This is a genomic window from Pseudomonas sp. CCI1.1 (assembly GCF_034348165.1).
Taxonomy (GTDB): Bacteria; Pseudomonadota; Gammaproteobacteria; order Pseudomonadales; family Pseudomonadaceae; genus Aquipseudomonas; species Aquipseudomonas paracarnis.
In genome coordinates this window covers 4465047-4483080 of record NZ_CP133780.1, presented here as the reverse complement: position 1 = coordinate 4483080, position 18034 = coordinate 4465047, and the positions used below count along the sequence as shown (strand labels likewise).

General features: G+C 64.0%; 13 protein-coding genes. 11 read left to right on the top strand and 2 right to left on the bottom strand.

Translation table 11 applies throughout. The features are described from left to right. Positions 1-507 (bottom strand): type VI secretion system contractile sheath small subunit, encoded by a 507-nt coding sequence (gene tssB, locus RHM69_RS20385; protein ID WP_322255314.1) that lies wholly within the window; start codon positions 505-507, stop codon positions 1-3. A gap of 54 nt (positions 508-561) precedes the next feature. Then, positions 562-1581: a type VI secretion system protein TssA gene (tssA, locus tag RHM69_RS20380; protein ID WP_200599378.1), complete on the bottom strand. Its 1020-nt coding sequence runs from the start codon at positions 1579-1581 to the stop codon at positions 562-564. A gap of 393 nt (positions 1582-1974) precedes the next feature. Here tssA and tagH point away from each other — a divergent pair, with 393 nt between their 5' ends. Genes tagH through RHM69_RS20325 form a run of 11 tightly spaced genes read left to right on the top strand, consistent with a single transcriptional unit; the run spans position 1975 to position 17954 of the window. Further along, on the top strand, positions 1975-3303 hold the full coding sequence (gene tagH, locus RHM69_RS20375) for a type VI secretion system-associated FHA domain protein TagH (RefSeq protein ID WP_032873323.1): 1329 nt from the start codon (positions 1975-1977) through the stop codon (positions 3301-3303). Positions 3304-3360: 57 nt separating this feature from the next. Continuing rightward, positions 3361-3870 (top strand): type VI secretion system lipoprotein TssJ, encoded by a 510-nt coding sequence (tssJ, locus tag RHM69_RS20370; RefSeq protein WP_019818127.1) that lies wholly within the window; start codon positions 3361-3363, stop codon positions 3868-3870. An 18-nt stretch (positions 3871-3888) separates the two neighbouring features. Further along, complete coding sequence (gene tssK, locus RHM69_RS20365) at positions 3889-5223, top strand: type VI secretion system baseplate subunit TssK (RefSeq protein ID WP_019818126.1); 1335 nt, start codon at positions 3889-3891, stop codon at positions 5221-5223. Positions 5224-5229: 6 nt separating this feature from the next. Continuing rightward, entirely contained in the window at positions 5230-6519 is a 1290-nt protein-coding gene (locus RHM69_RS20360) for a DotU family type VI secretion system protein (RefSeq protein ID WP_014720496.1), read from the top strand. Continuing rightward, complete coding sequence (gene tssM, locus RHM69_RS20355; RefSeq protein ID WP_019818125.1) at positions 6516-10016, top strand: type VI secretion system membrane subunit TssM; 3501 nt, start codon at positions 6516-6518, stop codon at positions 10014-10016. The genes RHM69_RS20360 and tssM overlap by 4 nt, the downstream gene beginning before the upstream one ends. Beyond that, the gene (gene tagF, locus RHM69_RS20350; protein WP_014720494.1) at positions 10013-10666 is read left to right on the top strand and encodes a type VI secretion system-associated protein TagF; all 654 of its coding nucleotides are present in this window, start codon (positions 10013-10015) and stop codon (positions 10664-10666) included. The genes tssM and tagF overlap by 4 nt, the downstream gene beginning before the upstream one ends. Beyond that, on the top strand, positions 10667-11386 hold the full coding sequence (locus RHM69_RS20345; RefSeq protein ID WP_003195541.1) for a PP2C family protein-serine/threonine phosphatase: 720 nt from the start codon (positions 10667-10669) through the stop codon (positions 11384-11386). After that, complete coding sequence (locus tag RHM69_RS20340) at positions 11383-14361, top strand: serine/threonine-protein kinase (RefSeq protein WP_019818124.1); 2979 nt, start codon at positions 11383-11385, stop codon at positions 14359-14361. Before RHM69_RS20345 ends, RHM69_RS20340 begins: the two co-directional genes overlap by 4 nt. Then, a complete protein-coding gene (locus tag RHM69_RS20335; protein ID WP_014720492.1) occupies positions 14361-15065 on the top strand; it encodes an ABC transporter ATP-binding protein in 705 nt (234 codons plus the stop codon). Before RHM69_RS20340 ends, RHM69_RS20335 begins: the two co-directional genes overlap by 1 nt. Beyond that, positions 15065-16249: an FtsX-like permease family protein gene (locus RHM69_RS20330; RefSeq protein ID WP_020302846.1), complete on the top strand. Its 1185-nt coding sequence runs from the start codon at positions 15065-15067 to the stop codon at positions 16247-16249. The genes RHM69_RS20335 and RHM69_RS20330 overlap by 1 nt, the downstream gene beginning before the upstream one ends. After that, entirely contained in the window at positions 16242-17954 is a 1713-nt protein-coding gene (locus RHM69_RS20325) for a formylglycine-generating enzyme family protein (protein WP_020302847.1), read from the top strand. The genes RHM69_RS20330 and RHM69_RS20325 overlap by 8 nt, the downstream gene beginning before the upstream one ends. Positions 17955-18034 lie beyond the last annotated feature (80 nt).

Below are 18034 nucleotides of genomic sequence, written 5' to 3'. Positions count from 1 at the left end.
TTACTGCTCCCCTGCAGGCTTGGGCGCGCTGGCAAGTGCCTGAAGCAATGCCGGGTCCTTGATCGCCTTCATGATGATTTCTTCAGCGCCAGTCTTGCCGTCCATGTAGGTCAGCAGGTTGGCCAATTGGGTGCGGGCTTCGAGCAGCTGATTCAGGGAGTCGACCTTGCGGGCCACGGCGGCCGGGCTGAAGTCGTCCATGCTTTCGAAGGTGATGTCCAGGCTCAGGTTGCCTTCGCCTGTCAGCTCATTGGGTACGTGGAACGCGACGCGTGGCTGCATGGCCTTGAGGCGTGAGTCGAAGTTGTCGACGTCCACCTCAAGGAACTTGCGGTCGGCCACGGGGGCCAGCGGCTCGGCAGGCTTGCCGGCGAGGTCGGCCATCACGCCCATCACGAAGGGCAGCTGGACCTTTTTCTCGGCGCCGTAAAGCTCGACGTCGTACTCGATCTGCACTCGAGGCCCACGGTTGCGCGCGATGAATTTCTGAGAACTTTGCTTCGCCACGTTGCTGCTCCTGGTCGCTTGAGCGACGGTGTTGTTACTGCACGGTCCGGCGGCTTACTCGCTTTCGGGGCCGCGCAGGTTTTCAAATTGGGACATGCCATCGGGAATCAGATTGCGCACGATGGCCGCAAAGTCGGCATGTACCAGATTCTTGGCTCGGTTCAACAGCACCGGCAGCGGGCTCGAAGGCTCGTGGCGGGTGTAGTACGCAAGGATCTTGTCGAGGCTGCGCAGCACATCGTCGCGGGTGGCGATGTCGCCAGAAGGGCGAGGAGCTGCGGGCGCGGCGGCGTTATCGACCGAGGGGGCATTGTCTTCACTGACGGCCTCGGGATCGCTGCTGCTGTCGGTGCCTGGCACCGCTTGGTTGAGTAGTTGCAGGGCCTGTTTGAGCGGCTGCTTCAAGGCGCTGAGGTCCACGCCCTGGGCGGAACCGACTTGGTCATTGACCTGTTGCTCAATGGCCTCGCACGCCGCACGCGCCGCGCTCAAGGCGTCACGGGTGGCTTGCAGTTGTTCGGGGTCGCTGTCCAGGAACGCGGCGTTGAGTTGCTGGTTGCCCAACTGCTCATCGGCAAAACTCTGCAGGCCGCTGGCGTTGAGCGCTGCGCGCAGGGTCACGGGCCCGAAGGTGCGCGAGCGCGTCAGGATGCTTTCGCGCAGCAGACGAATATTGGTCTCGCAGGTCAGGCCGGTAAGGGCGTTGATGCGCACGGTGGGGTCGTTGTCATCGTCGGCATCCAGGCGCGGGTGCAGACCGGCCCAGTATTGGCGCAGCAAGGCGTCGATCAGCGTGAGGACTTCGGCCAGCCCGGCCACACCCTGGAGGGCGAGGGTGCTTTGCAGCAGAAAGTGGGTGATGCGCAGGTCTTTGCTGCGCTGCAACAGGTCGAGGCTTTGCTGCTGGATGCTGCGCCACTCGGGCGGCTCAGCGGGCAGGATCGAGTCGCCCATGCTGCGTTCGGGTTGGCCCTTGGCATCACGTTCCAATTGCAGAAATTGCGCGTCATATTCCATGTCCTCGCCACAGGGCGACGTCGCGGAAACGGCGGTGAGCAGCAACGGCACATCCACTGAATTCGATCTCCTTATCGGCCCGCTGGATGGCGGGCAACGCATGCATTAGTTGCGTAATGAACTTTGCATGTTTTCTTGGTCATATACTCAGCGTGCCACTACTGCGCCATCACTGATGTTCAAGAAGTTGTGCATTTTTGGTGTAGTACTTATGGCTTGTCAAGGTAAGCTATTCGCCCTCTGTGACAGATGTGCGGTGTTTAACAACCTGCGCGACTGGCGAGTCGAAAGGCGCGCCCAGAGCGGATTTTTGTCATGGAAGCCAGTTAAGATCAGCGATCATGCTGGTAAAAGCAGATTTTGGCGGTCGTTTGTACGACAGGACGGGACTCTCCAGGGCGGTGCTGCCTCCTGGGTAGACTGCGCGCGATGTATCAGCAAGGAGGCAAGATGTCGCTGTGTTTGACTATCACTAGTTATCACAAGATCACACCTGGGCAATGCCCCGAAAAGTCCATGGATCAGGGCGTGATGGCTATTGGCCGCAGTTCTGACAATGACTGGGTATTGCCCGACCCTGAGCGTCTCGTCTCTTCGCAACATTGCGTTATTCAATACAAAGATGGCCGTTATTATTTGACCGATAACAGCACCAATGGTGTGGAGTTGGTCAAGGTGGGTATTCGTATGCGTCGGGGTAACAGCGAGCCGTTGCAAGACGGTGAATTGATCCGCATCGGCGATTACGAAATCCAGGCGCGTATCGACTTCAACGTGCAGGCCATCGACAGCCAGCCATTTGCCGGTGACTCACCCAATAGCTTTGAAGCGCTGATGGGCGCCGTGGCGAGCCAACCTGCGCCCACGCCGATGATCGCGCCGCAGTTCCAGGGCGCCTCGGCCATGGAAACTTTGCCAGACCTGTTCGACTTCCTCAGCCCCACCGCCGTGCCGCCGCCCACCGTGGCGGACCATGTGCCGTCCGAGCAACACGATTTTCGCCCCCCGGCCCCAGTGGCCGTACCGGCGCCCGAAAAGCCATTGGTGCAAGGCTCGGTGATTCCCGAAGACTGGGACCTGTTCGGCGACGCGCCCGCGCCCGTGGTCAATGCTGCGCCCGCCCCAGACCCGATCATCCCGCCGCCACCTGTGGTCGAGCCTGTTGCGCTCCCCGTGGCCAATGCCGAGCCACAACCGGACCTCCTGCAAGCCTTTCTGCGCGGTGCGGGCCTGGACCAGTTGCGCCTGGACAAAGCCGACGCTTGCGCGCAGATGGAAAGCATCGGCCGCAGCTACCGGCTGATGGTCGAGGGCCTGATCGACGTACTGCGCGCCCGTGCCAGCCTCAAGGGCGAGTTTCGCATGCAGCAGACGATGATCCGCCCCGCCGAAAACAACCCGTTGAAATTCGCCCCGAATGCCGATGAAGCGTTACTGCTGTTGCTGCGTCATGGCAACCAGGCGTTTATGGCGCCGGACCTCGCCGTACGTGACAGTTTCGACGACCTGCGCGCCCACCAGTTGGCCGTGATGGCTGGCGTGGAAGCGGCGATCAAACACCTGCTCACGCGCTTTGAACCGGCGCAATTGGAGGAGCGCATGGGCAAACCCGGCGGCCTCTCGAGTCTGTTCAACGGTTCGCGCCAGGCCCAGTACTGGCAGCAGTTCACCGAGCTCTACAGCAACATTTCCCGCGAGGCCCAGGACGATTTCCAGGACCTGTTCGGTCGCGAATTCAGCCGGGCCTACGAAGAACACAGTGCACGACAGCGACGCTGAAAACGCCTCGCACTAATGGATAAAACGGATAGCTAAATACGTCATTGAGGACGCAGGATGATTCCCAGGTTTTTACTCGCAGCCGCCACCGCGCTGCTGCTGACGGCGTGTGCCAACGACACTGCCAAACCCCAGGCGGCTGCCGAGGCCGAAGCTGACACGGCCGCCGTTGAGCTGCATTTTCATGCGATTGCCGGGCTTAACCCCGGTGCCAACGGCCAGGCCGCGCCGGTGCGGGTGCGCATTTTCGAATTGAAAAACGCCGCGACCTTTTCACGCTCCGATTACTTCGCCCTGGCGGACCGTGCGCAATCGACCCTCGGCCTCGACCTGCTGGACCAGGACGAAGTGATGGTGCAGCCCGGCCAACAACTGAGCCTGCAGCGCGATCTCGACCCGTCCACGCGCCAGATCGGCTTGCTGGTGGGCTACCGCGAGTTGGACCGTGCGCAATGGCGCACGGTCATCAACGTGCCGCCGCGCCAATACAGCGAATACCAGATCAGCCTCGACGTGCATGCCGTGCGCGCCGACGTCGTGGCTTCCCCATCCAGCCCAGCCCAATAACAAGCAATCGGAGCCCCCATGTCCTGGAACAATCGCGTGGTCTGGTCGGAAGGCATGTTCATCGGAACGCAGCACTTCCAGCAGCATGACCGTTACCTGGAAAACCTGATCGATGCCCGCAGCCGTCCGTTGTCAGCGGGTGCCTGGGGGTTCTCCGAATTGCTGATCGACCAGGGCCTGCTGGCCCAGGGCAAGCTGGCGATTGTGTCGGCCCGCGGCCTGCTGCCCGATGGCACGCCGTTCAATATTCCCCAGGACGACCTGGCGCCGAGCCCGTTGAACATCGACGACAACCTGCGCGACGGCCTGGTGTACCTGGCCCTGCCGCTCAAGCGCGCCGGCGCCCGTGACACGGTGGACGAGGGTGAAGCCCTGGAAGCGGCGCGCTACGTGAGCCAGGTGCGTGAAGTGCGCGACGACAACGCCCCGTTCGAAAACCGTGCACCGGTGGCGGTGGGGTCGCGGGCATTGCGCCTGCTGACGGCGCAGGACGGCATCAGCGACTACGCCGCCATCGGCCTGGTACGCATCAAGGAAAAGCGTGCCGACCGTGCGTTGGTGCTCGATGACACTTACATCCCGCCCGTGCTGGACGTGGCCGCAAGCAAGCCGCTGACGGCCTTTCGCAGCGAACTGCTGGGCCTGTTGCACCAGCGTGGCGAAGCCCTGGCCGGCCGCGTGGTGGCCTCGGGTGCCGGGGGTGCCTCTGAGATCGCCGACTTCATGCTGTTGCAACTGGTCAACCGCGCCCAGCCGCTGATCCAGCACTTCAGCCAGTTGAGCCCGTTGCACCCGGAGCGCTTCTTCAGCGAACTGGTCAGCCTGGCCGGTGAGTTTTCCACCTTCTCAACCTCCAGCCGCCGTCCACACGAATACCCGCAGTACCAGCACGACGACCTGGCCCTGAGCTTCATGCCGGTAATGGCGGCCCTGCGTGAAGCGCTGTCGATGCTCATCGACAGCAAGGCCACGCCGATCCCCATTGTGGAGAAAGCCTACGGCATCCATGTGGCGATGTTGGCCGACAAGACCCTGCTCGACAACGCCAGTTTCATCCTCGTGGTACGCGCCGATGTGCCCGGCGAAACCCTGCGTGCGCGTTTCGGCCAGCAGAGCAAGGTCGGCTCGGTGGAGCACATCCGCGACATGGTCAACCTGCAACTGCCGGGCATCGGCCTGCTGCCGTTGCCGGTGGCGCCACGCCAGTTGCCTTACCACGCTGGCAGCACCTACTACGAGCTGGACCGTGGCAGCGAGCACTGGCAGCAGCTGAATAATTCCGGCGGTTTCGCCTTCCATATCGCCGGGCAGTTCCCGGGCTTGAACCTGGCCTTCTGGGCGATCCGAGGATAATTGGCGATGCATCCCAATGATGATGACCGCACCCAGTTCATGCCGCGCCCGGGTGGCCGAGAACCTGCACCCGCGCGTGCCGAACCTGCGCCGCTGTCGATGCCGGCTGCGCCGATCCTCACCGGCAAGAGCCAGGGCCTCAACCCGCTCGAAAGTGCCGCCGGCCCGTTGCTGGCGTTGTTGACGCGGTTGCGCAACACCATTGCCCATCCCGCGCCGGCCAGCCTGCGTGCGCAGTTGCTGGCGTACCTGCGCCAGTTCGAAGAGCGCGCCGAAGCCGCCGGTGTGGCACGCAATGAAGTGCTGTTGGCCCGTTACGCGCTGTGCACTGCCTTGGATGAGGCGGTGCTGAGCACGCCGTGGGGCAGCACCAGTGACTGGGGTAAGCAGAGCCTGCTGATCACCGTGCACAACGAAGCCTGGGGTGGCGAAAAGGTTTTCCAGTTGCTTGACCACTGTCTGCAAAGCCCACGGGAACGTCTGTACCTGCTGGAGCTGTTGTACCTGTGCATGTGCCTGGGTTTTGAAGGGCGTTACCGCGTGATGACCGACGGGCGCAGCCAGTTGGAAGCCTTGCGTGAACGCACCGCCGCAGCGATACGCAGCGCCCGTGGCGAGCACGAGCGTGAGCTGTCGCCGCACTGGCGCGGTGTAACCGTGGCCCGTGATCGCCTGGCGCAATTCATGCCGCCATGGATTGCCGTGGCGATTGGCTTGGCGCTGCTGTTGGCGTTGCTGTTCGGCCTGCGCCTGAAGCTGGCCTCGGACGCCGAGCCGGTGTTCAAGAATATTCATGCCCTGGGCGAGATCCCGGTGCAGGCCATCGACCGTCCGGTGGCGCAGCCCAAAGTGATTGAGCGCCCGCGCCTGGCCGGGTTCCTGGCCGACGACATCAAGGCCGGCCGCGTGGCGGTGGAAGACAAGGTCGACCGCTCTGTCGTGACCATTCGTGGCGATGAGCTGTTCGCCTCGGCCAGCTCCAGCATCGTCGATGACTACCAGCCGCTGATGCTGCGCATCGCTGACGCCATTCGCAAGGTCAAGGGCCAGGTGCGTGTCACCGGGCACAGCGACAACCGCCCGATTGCCACGTTGCGTTTCCCGTCCAACTGGGCGTTGTCCGAAGCCCGGGCCAAGTCGGTGCTGGCGATTCTCGCGGCCAAGACCGGCCAGGCCGAACGCTTCAGCGCCGAAGGCCGCAGCGACACCGAGCCGTTGGCCACCAACAGTACTGCCGAAGGCCGTGCCCGCAATCGTCGGGTTGAAATCACCGTATTGGCGGAGGGCGTCGAGTGAAGGCGTTTTTCAGTTTCATGATTCGCTGGGTGATCCCCGTGCTGGGCCTGATTGCCCTGAGCCTGATCATCTGGTTTGTTGGCCCGCTGCTGGACGTGCTGGTGCCCGAAGGGCGCCGTTGGGCGCTGATCGTGCTGGTGTTTGCGCTGTGGGTGGCCTACCGCGTGTTCCGCATCATCCAGGCCCGTCGCCAGGCCGCCGAAGTGATGCGCAGCCTGGCCGCAGAAACCCCGGTCGACCCCAACAGCGTTGCGACCGCCGAAGAGCTGTCCACGCTGCGCCAGCGCATGGACGAAGCCCTGGCACTGCTGAAAAAGGCCAAGCTGGGCGGCGATGAGCGCCGCAACCTCTACGAGTTGCCGTGGTATGTGATCATCGGCCCGCCGGGCTCGGGCAAGACGACCGCGCTGGTCAATTCCGGGCTGCATTTCCCACTGGCGGCGCAATTGGGCGCCGGTGCGGTGCGGGGCGTGGGGGGGACGCGCAACTGCGACTGGTGGTTTACCGACCAGGCCGTATTGCTCGACACCGCTGGCCGCTATACCACCCAGGACAGCAACTCCACGGTGGACAAAGCCGCCTGGCTGGGCTTTCTCGACTTGCTGAAAAAGCAGCGTGCGCGCCGGCCTATCGACGGTGCCTTTATCGCCATCAGCCTCTCGGATCTGCTGCTGGGCACCGACGCCGAGCGCGCAGCCCATGCTGCCGCGATTCGCCTGCGCATCCAGGAGCTGTATACGCAACTGGGCGTGCGTTTCCCCATCTACCTGATGCTCACCAAGCTCGACCTGGTGCCGGGCTTCATGGAGTTCTTCGACAACCTGAGCAAGGAAGAGCGCGCCCAGGTGTGGGGCATGACCTTTGCCCTGGACGACGGCAAAAACAGCGACAGCCCGCTGGCGCACCTGCAAAGCGAATTCGCCGGCCTGGAGCAGCGCCTCAACGAACGCCTGGTCGAGCGCTTGCAACAGGAACGCGACCCGGCACGACGCGACCTGATCTACGGCTTCCCGCAGCAGTTCGGCGCGTTGAAAGATTGCCTGCAAAGCTTCCTCGAAGGCGTGTTCAAACCCAACGCCTTTGAAGAGCGCGTGTTGCTGCGTGGCGTGTACTTCACCAGCGGCACCCAGGAAGGCAGCCCGATTGACCGCCTGATCGGTGCCATGGCCCAGAGCATGAACCTGGACCGCCAGCACCTGGCGCGCCAGAGCGGCACCGGGCGCAGTTACTTCATCGAAAAACTGTTCACCGCCGTGGCCTTTGCCGAGCGCGGCCTGGTGGGGGTGAACCCGAAAGTCGAGCGGCGCCGCAAGTGGATCGCCCGTGGCGTACTGGCGGCCACCGGCGCGCTGGTGGTGGTGGTCAGCGGCCTGTGGTGGGTGAGCTATCGCGCCAACCAGGCATATATCGCCCAGGTCGATCAGAAGGTCGCGCCCCTGGGCCAGACCGTACAGAACCTGAGCCCGGCACAGCGGGAAGTGCTCGCCGTGCTGCCGTTGCTCAATGCGGTGAAGAACCTGGCGGGGGATTCGCCGAGCTGGTCCGAAGGGCTGGGGCTGTACCAGGGCGATATGCTCGAAGCCGAGTCCGCCAGCGTGTACCGCAAACTGTTGATCGCCGTGTTCGCGCCACGCCTGGTGACGCGTATCGAAGAGCAACTGCACGGCGGCGGTAACTCGGACTTTCTCTACGAGGGCCTCAAGGCTTACCTGATGCTCGCCGACACCGAGCATTACGACCCGGACTTCATCAAGGCCTGGATCGCCCTGGACTGGGACCGCAACCTGCCCCGCGACCTGCCGGCCGACCAGCGTCAGGCCCTGGCCGGGCACTTGCAGGCGCTGTTCGAACGCCACCCGCCGAGCGCACGCCTGGACCCACGGCTGATCGACGATTTGCGTCGGCAGTTGCAGCAATTGCCGGTAGCCCAGCGCGTGTACGACCGCGTCAAGCGCCAGAAACTGCCCGAAGGTATCCCGGACTTTCGCCTCAACGAAGCCGCCGGTCGCGATGCCGCGCTAGTGTTCAGCCGCAAGAGCGGCAAGCCGTTGGGTGAGCCGTTGAGTGGTTTCTTTACCGCCAAAGGCTATCGCCAGGCGTTCTTGCTCAGCAGCTTGAACCAGACCGGCACCCTGGCCGAAGAGCAATGGGTGCTGGGCCATGAACAGGCCGACCAGCAGAACGTGGTGAGCCTGGCCGCCGACGTGCGCCGTTTGTACTTCCAGGATTACCAGCGCCAGTGGGACGCGTTGCTCGCCGACATCGACTTTGTGCCGATCACCAGCGTGGCACAGGCCGCCGATGTGCTGCGGGTGATTTCCGGTCCCACCTCGCCGCTGAAAAAGCTGCTGGTGGCGGTTGCCAGGGAAACCGACCTGCAAGCCGAAGAACGCCAACTGGCCGCCAAAGGCGTGCCGGTGGAAGGCGGCGTGGACAAGCTCAAGGAGCGCCTCGGCAGTTTGCTGGGCGAGGCGCAACCGACGGCGAATGCACCGGCACCGGCGGATGATCCCGTGACCGCGCACTTTGCCGAACTCAACAGCATCGTCAGCAAAAACGAAGGTGAACCGGCGGCCATCGACGGCCTGCTGTCGGACATGAATGCACTGTATGTGCAGGTCAGTGCCATGGTCGGTGCCAGCGGCGATGCCTTGCTCGGTGAGGCCAAGAACCAGGCGGCGGCTGCGGCCACGCGGGTCAGCCTGAACGCCGAGCGTCAGCCGCCGCTGGTGCAGGGCATGGTCAAGTCGGTGGTCAATTCCACCACCAACAGCATGATGGGCGGGGTGCGTAACCAGCTGAACGCGGCCTGGGTCAGTGAGGTGGTCAACGTGTATCGCCAGTCGTTGGCCGGGCGTTACCCGATGTCGCCGGGCAGTGCGCGGGACGCCACCCTGGATGACTTCGGCCAGTTCTTCGGCGTGGGCGGGGTGATGGACAACTACTTCCGCAAATACCTGCAGCCCTATGTGGACACATCGGCACAGACCTGGCGCTGGCAACCTGGGGCGGCGCAGAAGCTGGGGATTGCTCCTGGCGTGCTGCAAACCTTCCAGCGTGCGGCGTCGATTCGGGACGCGTTCTTCCGCTCCGGTGGCACCCAACCCATCGTGCGTTTCGAACTCAAGCCGGTGTCGATGGACCCTACCATCACTCAGTTTCTGCTTGACCTGGACGGCCAGCAATTGAGCTACGACCACGGCCCGAGCCGGCCGGTGGCGATGCAATGGCCGAACCCGGGCAGCATTGGCGTGGTGCGTATTTCCATCATGCCCCCGTCGGCCAGTGGTCGCTCCGGCATCACTCTGGACGGCCCGTGGGCCTGGTTCCGTCTGCTGGAGCAATCAGACCTCACCGCAGGCAACTCGCCGGATCGTTTCAACCTGCGCCTGCGAGTCGATGGCGCGAGCATCGCCTACGAGTTGCGCGCCAACAGTGCCTTCAACCCGTTCAAGAGCCGCGTGCTCAGTGGCTTCAGCCTGCCGGAGCGGCTATGACGGCCCTGGGTTTCTACGGCAAGTTGGCCAGCCGCGGGGACTTCGTCAGCCGCGCCTTGCCGCAGAGCTTTATCGGCCCGTGGGACAGCTGGCTGGCGGCGGGTTTGCTCGCCAGCCAGAACAGCCTCGGCGCTGACTGGCTGAATGCGTACCTGGTCAGCCCGTTGTGGCGCTTTGTGCTGGCCCCGGGCGTGTGCGGGCCGGACGCGGCGGCGGGCGTGGTGATGCCGAGCATTGACCGGGTCGGGCGTTACTTTCCGCTGGCGGTGGTGACCTTGCTGGATCACGACACCAACCCGGCGTCGCTGGTGGGCGGTTCGGACGCCTGGTTCGAGCAGGCTGAAACCTTGTTGCTCAGCACCCTCGACAGCGGCGCGACCTTCGAAAGCTTCAACGCCGGGCTCGACGAGTTGGGTGTGCCGGCCAGCGAGCCGCGGGCGGTGGACAGCCGTTTCGCCGGCCTGCAAAGGGTGGCAGCCACCGTGCCGCACCAGCGTATGACCGCACTGGCCGAACAGGCGTGCGAGGGCGCAAGCCTGTGGTGGGGGCGAGGCTCGCAGCGTATCTCCCCCGGTTTATTACGGTGCCAGGGCCTGCCTGCCGCCAGCGATTTTGCGCAGTTTTTGCTCGGACAAGAAGGTGTGGTGTAGATGGGCGTGACGTACGAATCCGCGAGCAAAAGCCATGTGGGCATGGTTCGCCAAGTCAACGAAGATGCCTTTCTGGATCTGCCGGAAAACCGCCTGTGGGTGGTGGCCGATGGCATGGGCGGGCACGCGGCGGGCGACTATGTCAGCAGCTTGATCGTCGACAGCCTGCGCCATGTGCCGCTGGGCCGCTCTCTGGATGAATACTCGGCGGCGCTGCGCAATGACCTGCTGCGCATCAACGCGGCCGTGCGCGAAGAAACCGCCAACCGTGGCGTGACCATGATGGGCAGCACCGTGGTGGTGTTTGCCGCGCGCGGCTTGCGCGGGGTGTGCCTGTGGGCCGGCGACAGCCGCCTGTACCGCTTGCGCGACGGCGTGCTGGAAAGCATTTCCCGCGACCACAGCTACGTGCAAGACCTGCAAGACAGCGGCCTGCTCAGCGAAGCCGACGCCCGCACCCACCCGCGCTCCAATATCGTCACCCGCGCCATTGGCGTTGAGGCCCAGTTGGACGTCGCCTCGGTGGACCTGTTGATCGCTCCCGGCGACAGCTATTTGCTGTGCAGCGATGGCCTCAACAAAACCGTCGAAGACCACGAAATCCGCGAGGTGCTCAGCCATGACGCACCGGATGAAATCGTGCGCAGCCTGGTGCACTTGGGCCTAAATCGCGGCGCACCGGACAACATCACCACCCTCGTCGTGAAGGTCTCGTCATGAACATCGTCATCCCAGGTTATGACATCGAAGGCGAGATTGGCGAAGGCGCCATGGCCAGCGTGTACCTGGCGACCCAGCGCTCGCTGGAGCGCAAGGTGGCGTTGAAGGTGATGGCGGCGGCTTTGGCGGCCGACCCGAGTTTCTGCGAACGCTTCCTGCGCGAGGGCAAGACCCTGGCGCGCTTGTCGCACCCGCACACGGTGACCATCCATGACATCGGCAACGTCGGTGAGCTGTATTACATGGCCATGGAATACCTGCCCAACGGCACGCTCAAGGAGCGCATCGCTGCTGGGCTGACCCCGGAGCAGGGCGTGACGCTGATCCGCCAGATTGCCTCGGCCCTGGGCTATGCCCATGCCCAAGGGCTGGTGCACCGCGACGTCAAGCCGGCGAACATTCTGTTTCGCGCCGATGGCACGGCAGTGTTGTCGGACTTCGGGATTGCCAAGTCGCTGGACGATCGCACCCAGTTCACCCAGGCCGGGTTTGCCGTGGGCACGCCGAGCTACATGAGCCCGGAGCAGGCGCGGGGCCAGGAGATCGATGGCCGCGCCGACCTCTACGCGCTGGGCGTGGTGCTGTATGAAATCCTCGTCGGCAAGCTGCCTTATAACGGCACCGATGCGCTTTCCACGGCGCTGGCGCACCTGACCGAACCCTTGCCGGAATTGCCTGTGCACCATGGGCGCTATCAGGGCGTGCTGCGCAAGTTGTTGGCCAAGGACCCGGCGGAACGTTATCCGGATGCGGCAGCGTTGTTGTTGGCGCTGGATCAACTGCCGGCTGATGAATCGGATGCCACGCTGGTGCGGCCGCTGCCGATTCCATTGAGCTTTGATCTGGCGGGCATGACCCCTGTCACCATCGACATTCCGACGGATAAACCGCAGCCGCAGCCAATAGTGCGTCAACCGGTGGTGACGCCGACGCAGCACAATGCCCCGTCCGAGCAGCGCCGTGGGCCGGTATTGGCTTTGGCCGCCGTGGCAGTCGCCGTCGCGTTGGCCATTGGTGGCGCCAGCTACTGGTGGTTGAGCGGCGGCGATGAACCGGCCAAGCCGCCAGCCGCCGTGGTGCCCAAGGTGACGCCGCCCGTGGCTGTCGCTGAAGTGGATGGCGGTCAGCGCCCGTTGCTGATGGCAGGCAAGAAAACCTTGTTCCAGCGTGTACTCAGCAAACCCGGCGCCCAGCTTTCAGCGGACGCCGGGAGTACGCCGGGTAAAGCGCTGCCGGCGTTTTCCGTGCTCTACGTGTACCAGCGCAAAGAGGTCGATGGCAGCCAGTGGGTACGCGTCGGCGCGGCCACTGATGGTCGCAGCGACGGTTGGCTGCCAGCCTCCCAGGTCAGCGACTGGAAACAAAGCCTGGTGCTCAAGTTCACCGAGCGCTCCGGCCGGGCTCCCGTGATGTTCCTGCGCCAGCCCGGTGAGGTGGAAAAACTGCTGGCCGACCCTGCCGCAGCGAAAAGCGCCTTGGCCAAGGCGCAGAACAACCGTGAAGACAACCAGCAAGTCCTGGCCCTGGAACCCACCGCCAGCGCGGTGCCGCAGAACCAGTTCTACCTGTTGCCGATCTTCGATTCCAAGGAGAGCTTCGACGACAACGGCCAGCCGGTGCAGTTGCTCAACGTGGCCTCCATCGACCCAGGCAGCCGCGCCGCTGCCAGACCCGCCAGCCCGACGCTCAGCGCCAATGCCGACGCGTTCCGCACGGCGGTGGTGCTGGTGGTGGACACCACCGTGTCGATGCAGCCCTACATCGACCAGATTCGCGACGTGGTGCATGAGCTGCAAACCCGCATTGCTGAGCGTGGCGAGTTGGACAGCGTCAGCTTCGGCATGGTCGGCTTTCGCAGCAGCATCCAGAAAACGCCGGGCCTTGAGTATGTCGCCAAGACCCTGATCAGCCTCGACCAAGGCCGCGACCCGCAGCGCTTTCTGGATATGGCGCGACAGGTCAAAGCGTCGACGGTGTCCAGCCACTCGTTCAACGAAGATGCGTTTGCCGGGGTGATGCAGGCAGTGGACGGCATGGATTGGTCCGGCTACGGCGGGCGCATCATCCTGCTGGTCTCCGATGCCGGCGCGCTGCGCAAGAACGACCCGTTCGCCGCCACCCAGATGAACGAAGCGGAAGTGCGCCAGGCGGCGCTGGGCAAGCAGATCAAGATCTACGCGCTGCACCTGCGCACCGATGCCGGCAAGAAAACCCATGCCGGCGCCGAGAGCCAGTATCGCGTCCTCACCGCCGACGCCAACCCGCAGATCGGCGACCTGTACACGCCGGTGCCAGGGGGCGATGTGCGCAAGCTGGGTGAGCGCGTCGATGAGATCGGCACGGTGTTCGCCAACCTGGTGCATCAGGTGCGCAGCAACACGCCGCAGCCCGTGCCGTTGCTCAGTGCCGCGCCGAGCCTGGCGGACAAGTCCGCCGCCGTCGGCTATGCCATGCACATGGACTTTCTCGGGCGCAAGACCGCGAGCCAGGCACCGCAATTGGTCAGCGCCTGGACCGCTGATCGTGACCTGACCAACCCGGCGCTGCCAGCGTTCCAGGTGTGCGTGATGTTGACCAAGCTGCAACTCAACGATCTGCAACAATCGTTGAAGTTGATCGTGGATGCGGCGCGCAAGACCCAAAGCTCGCCCAAGGATTTCTTCCAGGAAATCGCCAGCGCCTCGGCCTATATGAGCCGCGACCCGCAGGCCCTGCGCAAGGGCGGCAACCTGGCTGACGGCGGCCTGCTCGGTGAATACCTGGAGGGCCTGCCGTACCGCAGCAAGTCGCTGAACATGACCCAGGACCTGTGGTTGTCATTGAGCGTGGCCGAGCAGGAAGACTTTATCGACGAGCTGGATTCGAAAATCCGTCTGTATGAAACCTTCCATAACGACGTGGCCAACTGGGTCCGTTTCGGCGATGCCGAACCGGGCGATGCGTTGTATCGCGTGCCGCTGTCGACGCTGCCGTAATGTTGAACCTGAGCGCGGTGCACAAGAGCCGGGGCGTCGGTAGCCAGCGCTACAGCCTGGTGATCCCTGCGTTGCAGCTGGGCGCGGGTGAACAACTGGCAATTGTCGGCCCCAGTGGTTGCGGCAAGAGCACCTTGCTCGACCTGCTGGCGCTGGTGTTGGCGCCGGATCAGGTGGGGCAGTTTGCATTCAACCAACACGACGTCGGCGCGCTGTGGCGTGCCGACCGGCAATCGGCGCTGGCCGCGTTACGCAGCCAGCACTTGGGCTATGTGCCGCAGACCGGGGGGTTGCTGGGGTTTCTGGACGTGCGCGGCAATATCGCGCTGTCGCGCCAACTGCTGGGCTTGCAGGATGACGGCCGCGTGGCGCGCCTGGCTGAGCAGTTGCAGATCAGCGATCAGTTGGCCAAGCGCCCGGCGGCGTTGTCGGTGGGCCAACGCCAGCGGGTCAGCTGTGCACGGGCCCTGGCCCATGGGCCGCAACTGGTGCTGGCTGATGAGCCGACGGCGTCCCTGGACCCGCTCAACGCCGAACGCGTGATGCAGGCGCTGCTGGCCCAGGCCCGCGAACACCGTACGGCCTGTGTGATCGCCACCCATGATGAACCGCTGGCCCGCGCCAGTGGCTTGCAGGTGCGGCGTATCAGTTGCCAGCGCGATCCAGACGGCGGTATCACCGCAACCCTCGGGGAGGCGTGCTGATGCGCATCGGCCTGGTTGCTTCGCTTGCGTGGCAGGACTACCGCAACGATGGGTGGTTGTCGGCCTGTGCGGTGTTGGCATTGGTGGCGGTTATCGCGCCATTGCTGGTGTTATTCGGGCTGAAATTTGGACTGGTTAGCAGTTTGACCGAACGCTTGGAGACCGACCCCGCCAGCCGTGAAATCATCCCATTGGGCGGTGGTCGATTCAGCGCGGCGTTTATCGCGCAACTGGGTGAGCGCAGCGAGGTGGCGTTTGCTGTGCCGCGCACACGGCAAATTGCCGCCACGGCGCAGGTGGGCACCCTGACCCTGGAAATGCTGCCGACTGCCGCAGGCGACCCGTTGTTGGCTGGCTTGCCGATGCCCCACGGCCTGGACCAGATCGTGCTCAGCCATACCGCCGCCGAAAAACTCGCGGCAAGGCCCGGTGACTGGCTGGAAACCAGCTTTGCGCGGCAAGTGGCGGGGCGCGTCGAGGCCCAGCGCACGCGGTTGCAGGTGCTGGCGGTGTTGCCGCTGGAGGCCTTCGTTCGCGAGGGCCTGTTTGCCGATCTGGCGTTGTTGGAGGCAGCGGAAGATTATCGCGATGGCCGTGCGGTGCCGGCGTTGGGTTGGGCCGGTGAAGCGGCGAGCGTGAGCGAACAGCGTATCTACCCAGCGTTTCGCCTGTACGCGCGCAGCCTCAGTGATGTGGAACCGTTGCGGGTGTATTTCGCCGGGCAGAACCTGTTGGTTTCAACCCAGGCGCACACCATCGCTCAAGTGCAATCGTTGAGCCGCAACCTGTCGATTGTGTTCTGGATCATCGCCGGGTTGGCGTTGGCCGGGGCGTTTGCGGCTATTTTCGCGGGCACCCTGGCGGCGGTGGCGCGTAAGCACCGTGAACTCTCGGTGTTGCGCCTGCTGGGGTTTTCCACCGCCGCGTTGTTGCTGTTTGTGCTGCTGCAAGCGCTATACAGCGCGGGTTTTGCCGCTGTGCTCAGCGTTGGGCTGTATGGCCTGGCTGAGGCGGCGTTGAACAAGCTTTTTGTGCAGGTGCCGGGCGAGTACGCCAGCCACCTGTTGGCGCGCCATTACGGCCTGGCCCTGGTGGCGGTGCTCGGCGTCAGTGCCGTGGCGGCCGCCTGTGGTGGTTGGCGGGTGGCACGTATCCAGGCTTCTGAAGGAATCAGAGATGTATAAATTACTGGGCGCCTGCGTGGCGCTGAGCCTGGCCTCGCTGGCCTGGGCCGATGAGGCAAGTGACAAGCTCGACAACCCCAAGCCGTTGCCGGACGACGTGAGCCTGCCGCTGCCCTGCGAAGGTAACATGGTATTCCGCTACGCCTACATTCTGGCCCAGGGCACCCTGGATGACCGTGAAATCAACCTGGGCTACCCCTTTGCCGAAGGCGAGGCGGGTTATCAGCAGTCGTTTATTTCCGGCTACCGGCGCGACTTCATCAACGGCCAGTTCACCCTCAAGGACTTGCCCAAGGACTGGAGCAAGGTCATCGCGCCGCAGATGCCGAAGACCGACGCCAAGACCCCGCTCAAGCCCATGCTGTACTTTATCGGCAAATACGAAGTGACTGCTCGCCAGTACGCCCAGGTGATGGCCCAGGCGCAATCCCTGGCCAGCGGAGAACCGGCTCCCGCATGTGAGGCGCCCAGCGGCATGGCCGGGCGTTTGCCCAAGGTGAAACTGTCGCGCTTTGAAGCCGAGCGTTTCTCGGCGGTGTACAGCGCCTGGCTGATGAAATACCACCGCGAACTGCTGCCGGTAAGCGGGCGCGGTGCGTCGGCCGAAGACGGCGGCCTGGGTTTTGTGCGCCTGCCCACCGAAGTGGAGTGGGAGTACGCCGCACGCGGCGGCCAGGCGGTGAGCCGCCAGGACCTCGAAGGCCGTCTGTATCCACGGCGCGCCGAGGGCAGTGAAAGCGATGGTCCGCTGGCCGATTACGCGGTGTTCAACCAAGTGGCCGGCGGCACCGGCCAGGCGGCGCGGTTGATGCCCATCGGTACCAAGTTGCCCAACCCCATTGGCATGTTCGACGTGATCGGCAACGCCGCGGAAATGGTCCAGGAATCCTTCCAGCTGGTACACGCTGGCCGCCGCCAGGGCACCTACGGCGGCTTTGTGGTCAAGGGCGGCAACTACCTGGAAGGCGAGGGCACGTTGTTCACCGGCATGCGCCGCGAATACCCGTTGTTTGCCGCTGATGGCACCGAGCAAAGCAACGAGACCACCGGCTTTCGCGTGGCGATTGGCGCGTTGTCGGCGCCGCGCTCGCGCTACAAGGAATTGTTTGCCCAATGGCAGAAGGAAGGCCGCCTGGCCGCGCTGACCGATGCCATCGACGACGCCCAGGACCCGACCAAGCGCCTGGACAGCATCATCGCCGCCAGTGTCGATCCCAAGCTTCAAGCCGAGCTGGGCCTGGTCAACGAAGAGCTCAAGCGCAACGTGTCGCTGATCGCCCAGCAACGCGAAGAAGCCGCGGGCAATTTGATCCAGTCGGCGGCGTTGGTGGCCGAGACCATCAGCAACTACAACATCCGCCTGGCCAACCTGCAGAAGAGTCGCCAGCAGGCGGTGGACAGCAAGGACGAGGCCAGCGCGCAGCTGTTTGACATGGCCATTACCAATGGACGCAGCGCGTTGGACGGCGCGGTGGCGATTTACATCGACAACCTGGCCACCGGCACGCGCTACACCGATGCGGTGATCCAGGCGCAGTTTCAACGGATCAAGGAAGAGTTGGATCGCAAGCCAGTGCTCGGCAAGAGCCTGGTGACGCGCGCGACACTGTTCGTTCGCCATGTCGGCAACTACCGCAAGCAACAGCGGGCCGACCCGGCAACGATCTTGAAGGAATTGCTCGCAGCGAGCGGTCAGCGGTCTTGATCGTTGGCTGTCTAGCGAGCTTGGAAGGGACTCAGGCGGCGGTGGGCCGTGCTGGGCAAGTCAAACTTAACAGAGATCAC

Coding starts and splice junctions, on each gene's coding strand:
- tssJ (WP_019818127.1), top strand. CDS start 3,361: ATGATTCCCAGGTTTTTACTCGCAGCCGCCACCGCGCTGCTGCTGACG.
- tagF (WP_014720494.1), top strand. CDS start 10,013: ATGACGGCCCTGGGTTTCTACGGCAAGTTGGCCAGCCGCGGGGACTTC.
- RHM69_RS20325 (WP_020302847.1), top strand. CDS start 16,242: ATGTATAAATTACTGGGCGCCTGCGTGGCGCTGAGCCTGGCCTCGCTG.
- RHM69_RS20330 (WP_020302846.1), top strand. CDS start 15,065: ATGCGCATCGGCCTGGTTGCTTCGCTTGCGTGGCAGGACTACCGCAAC.
- RHM69_RS20345 (WP_003195541.1), top strand. CDS start 10,667: ATGGGCGTGACGTACGAATCCGCGAGCAAAAGCCATGTGGGCATGGTT.
- RHM69_RS20335 (WP_014720492.1), top strand. CDS start 14,361: ATGTTGAACCTGAGCGCGGTGCACAAGAGCCGGGGCGTCGGTAGCCAG.
- RHM69_RS20360 (WP_014720496.1), top strand. CDS start 5,230: ATGCATCCCAATGATGATGACCGCACCCAGTTCATGCCGCGCCCGGGT.
- tssK (WP_019818126.1), top strand. CDS start 3,889: ATGTCCTGGAACAATCGCGTGGTCTGGTCGGAAGGCATGTTCATCGGA.
- tagH (WP_032873323.1), top strand. CDS start 1,975: ATGTCGCTGTGTTTGACTATCACTAGTTATCACAAGATCACACCTGGG.
- RHM69_RS20340 (WP_019818124.1), top strand. CDS start 11,383: ATGAACATCGTCATCCCAGGTTATGACATCGAAGGCGAGATTGGCGAA.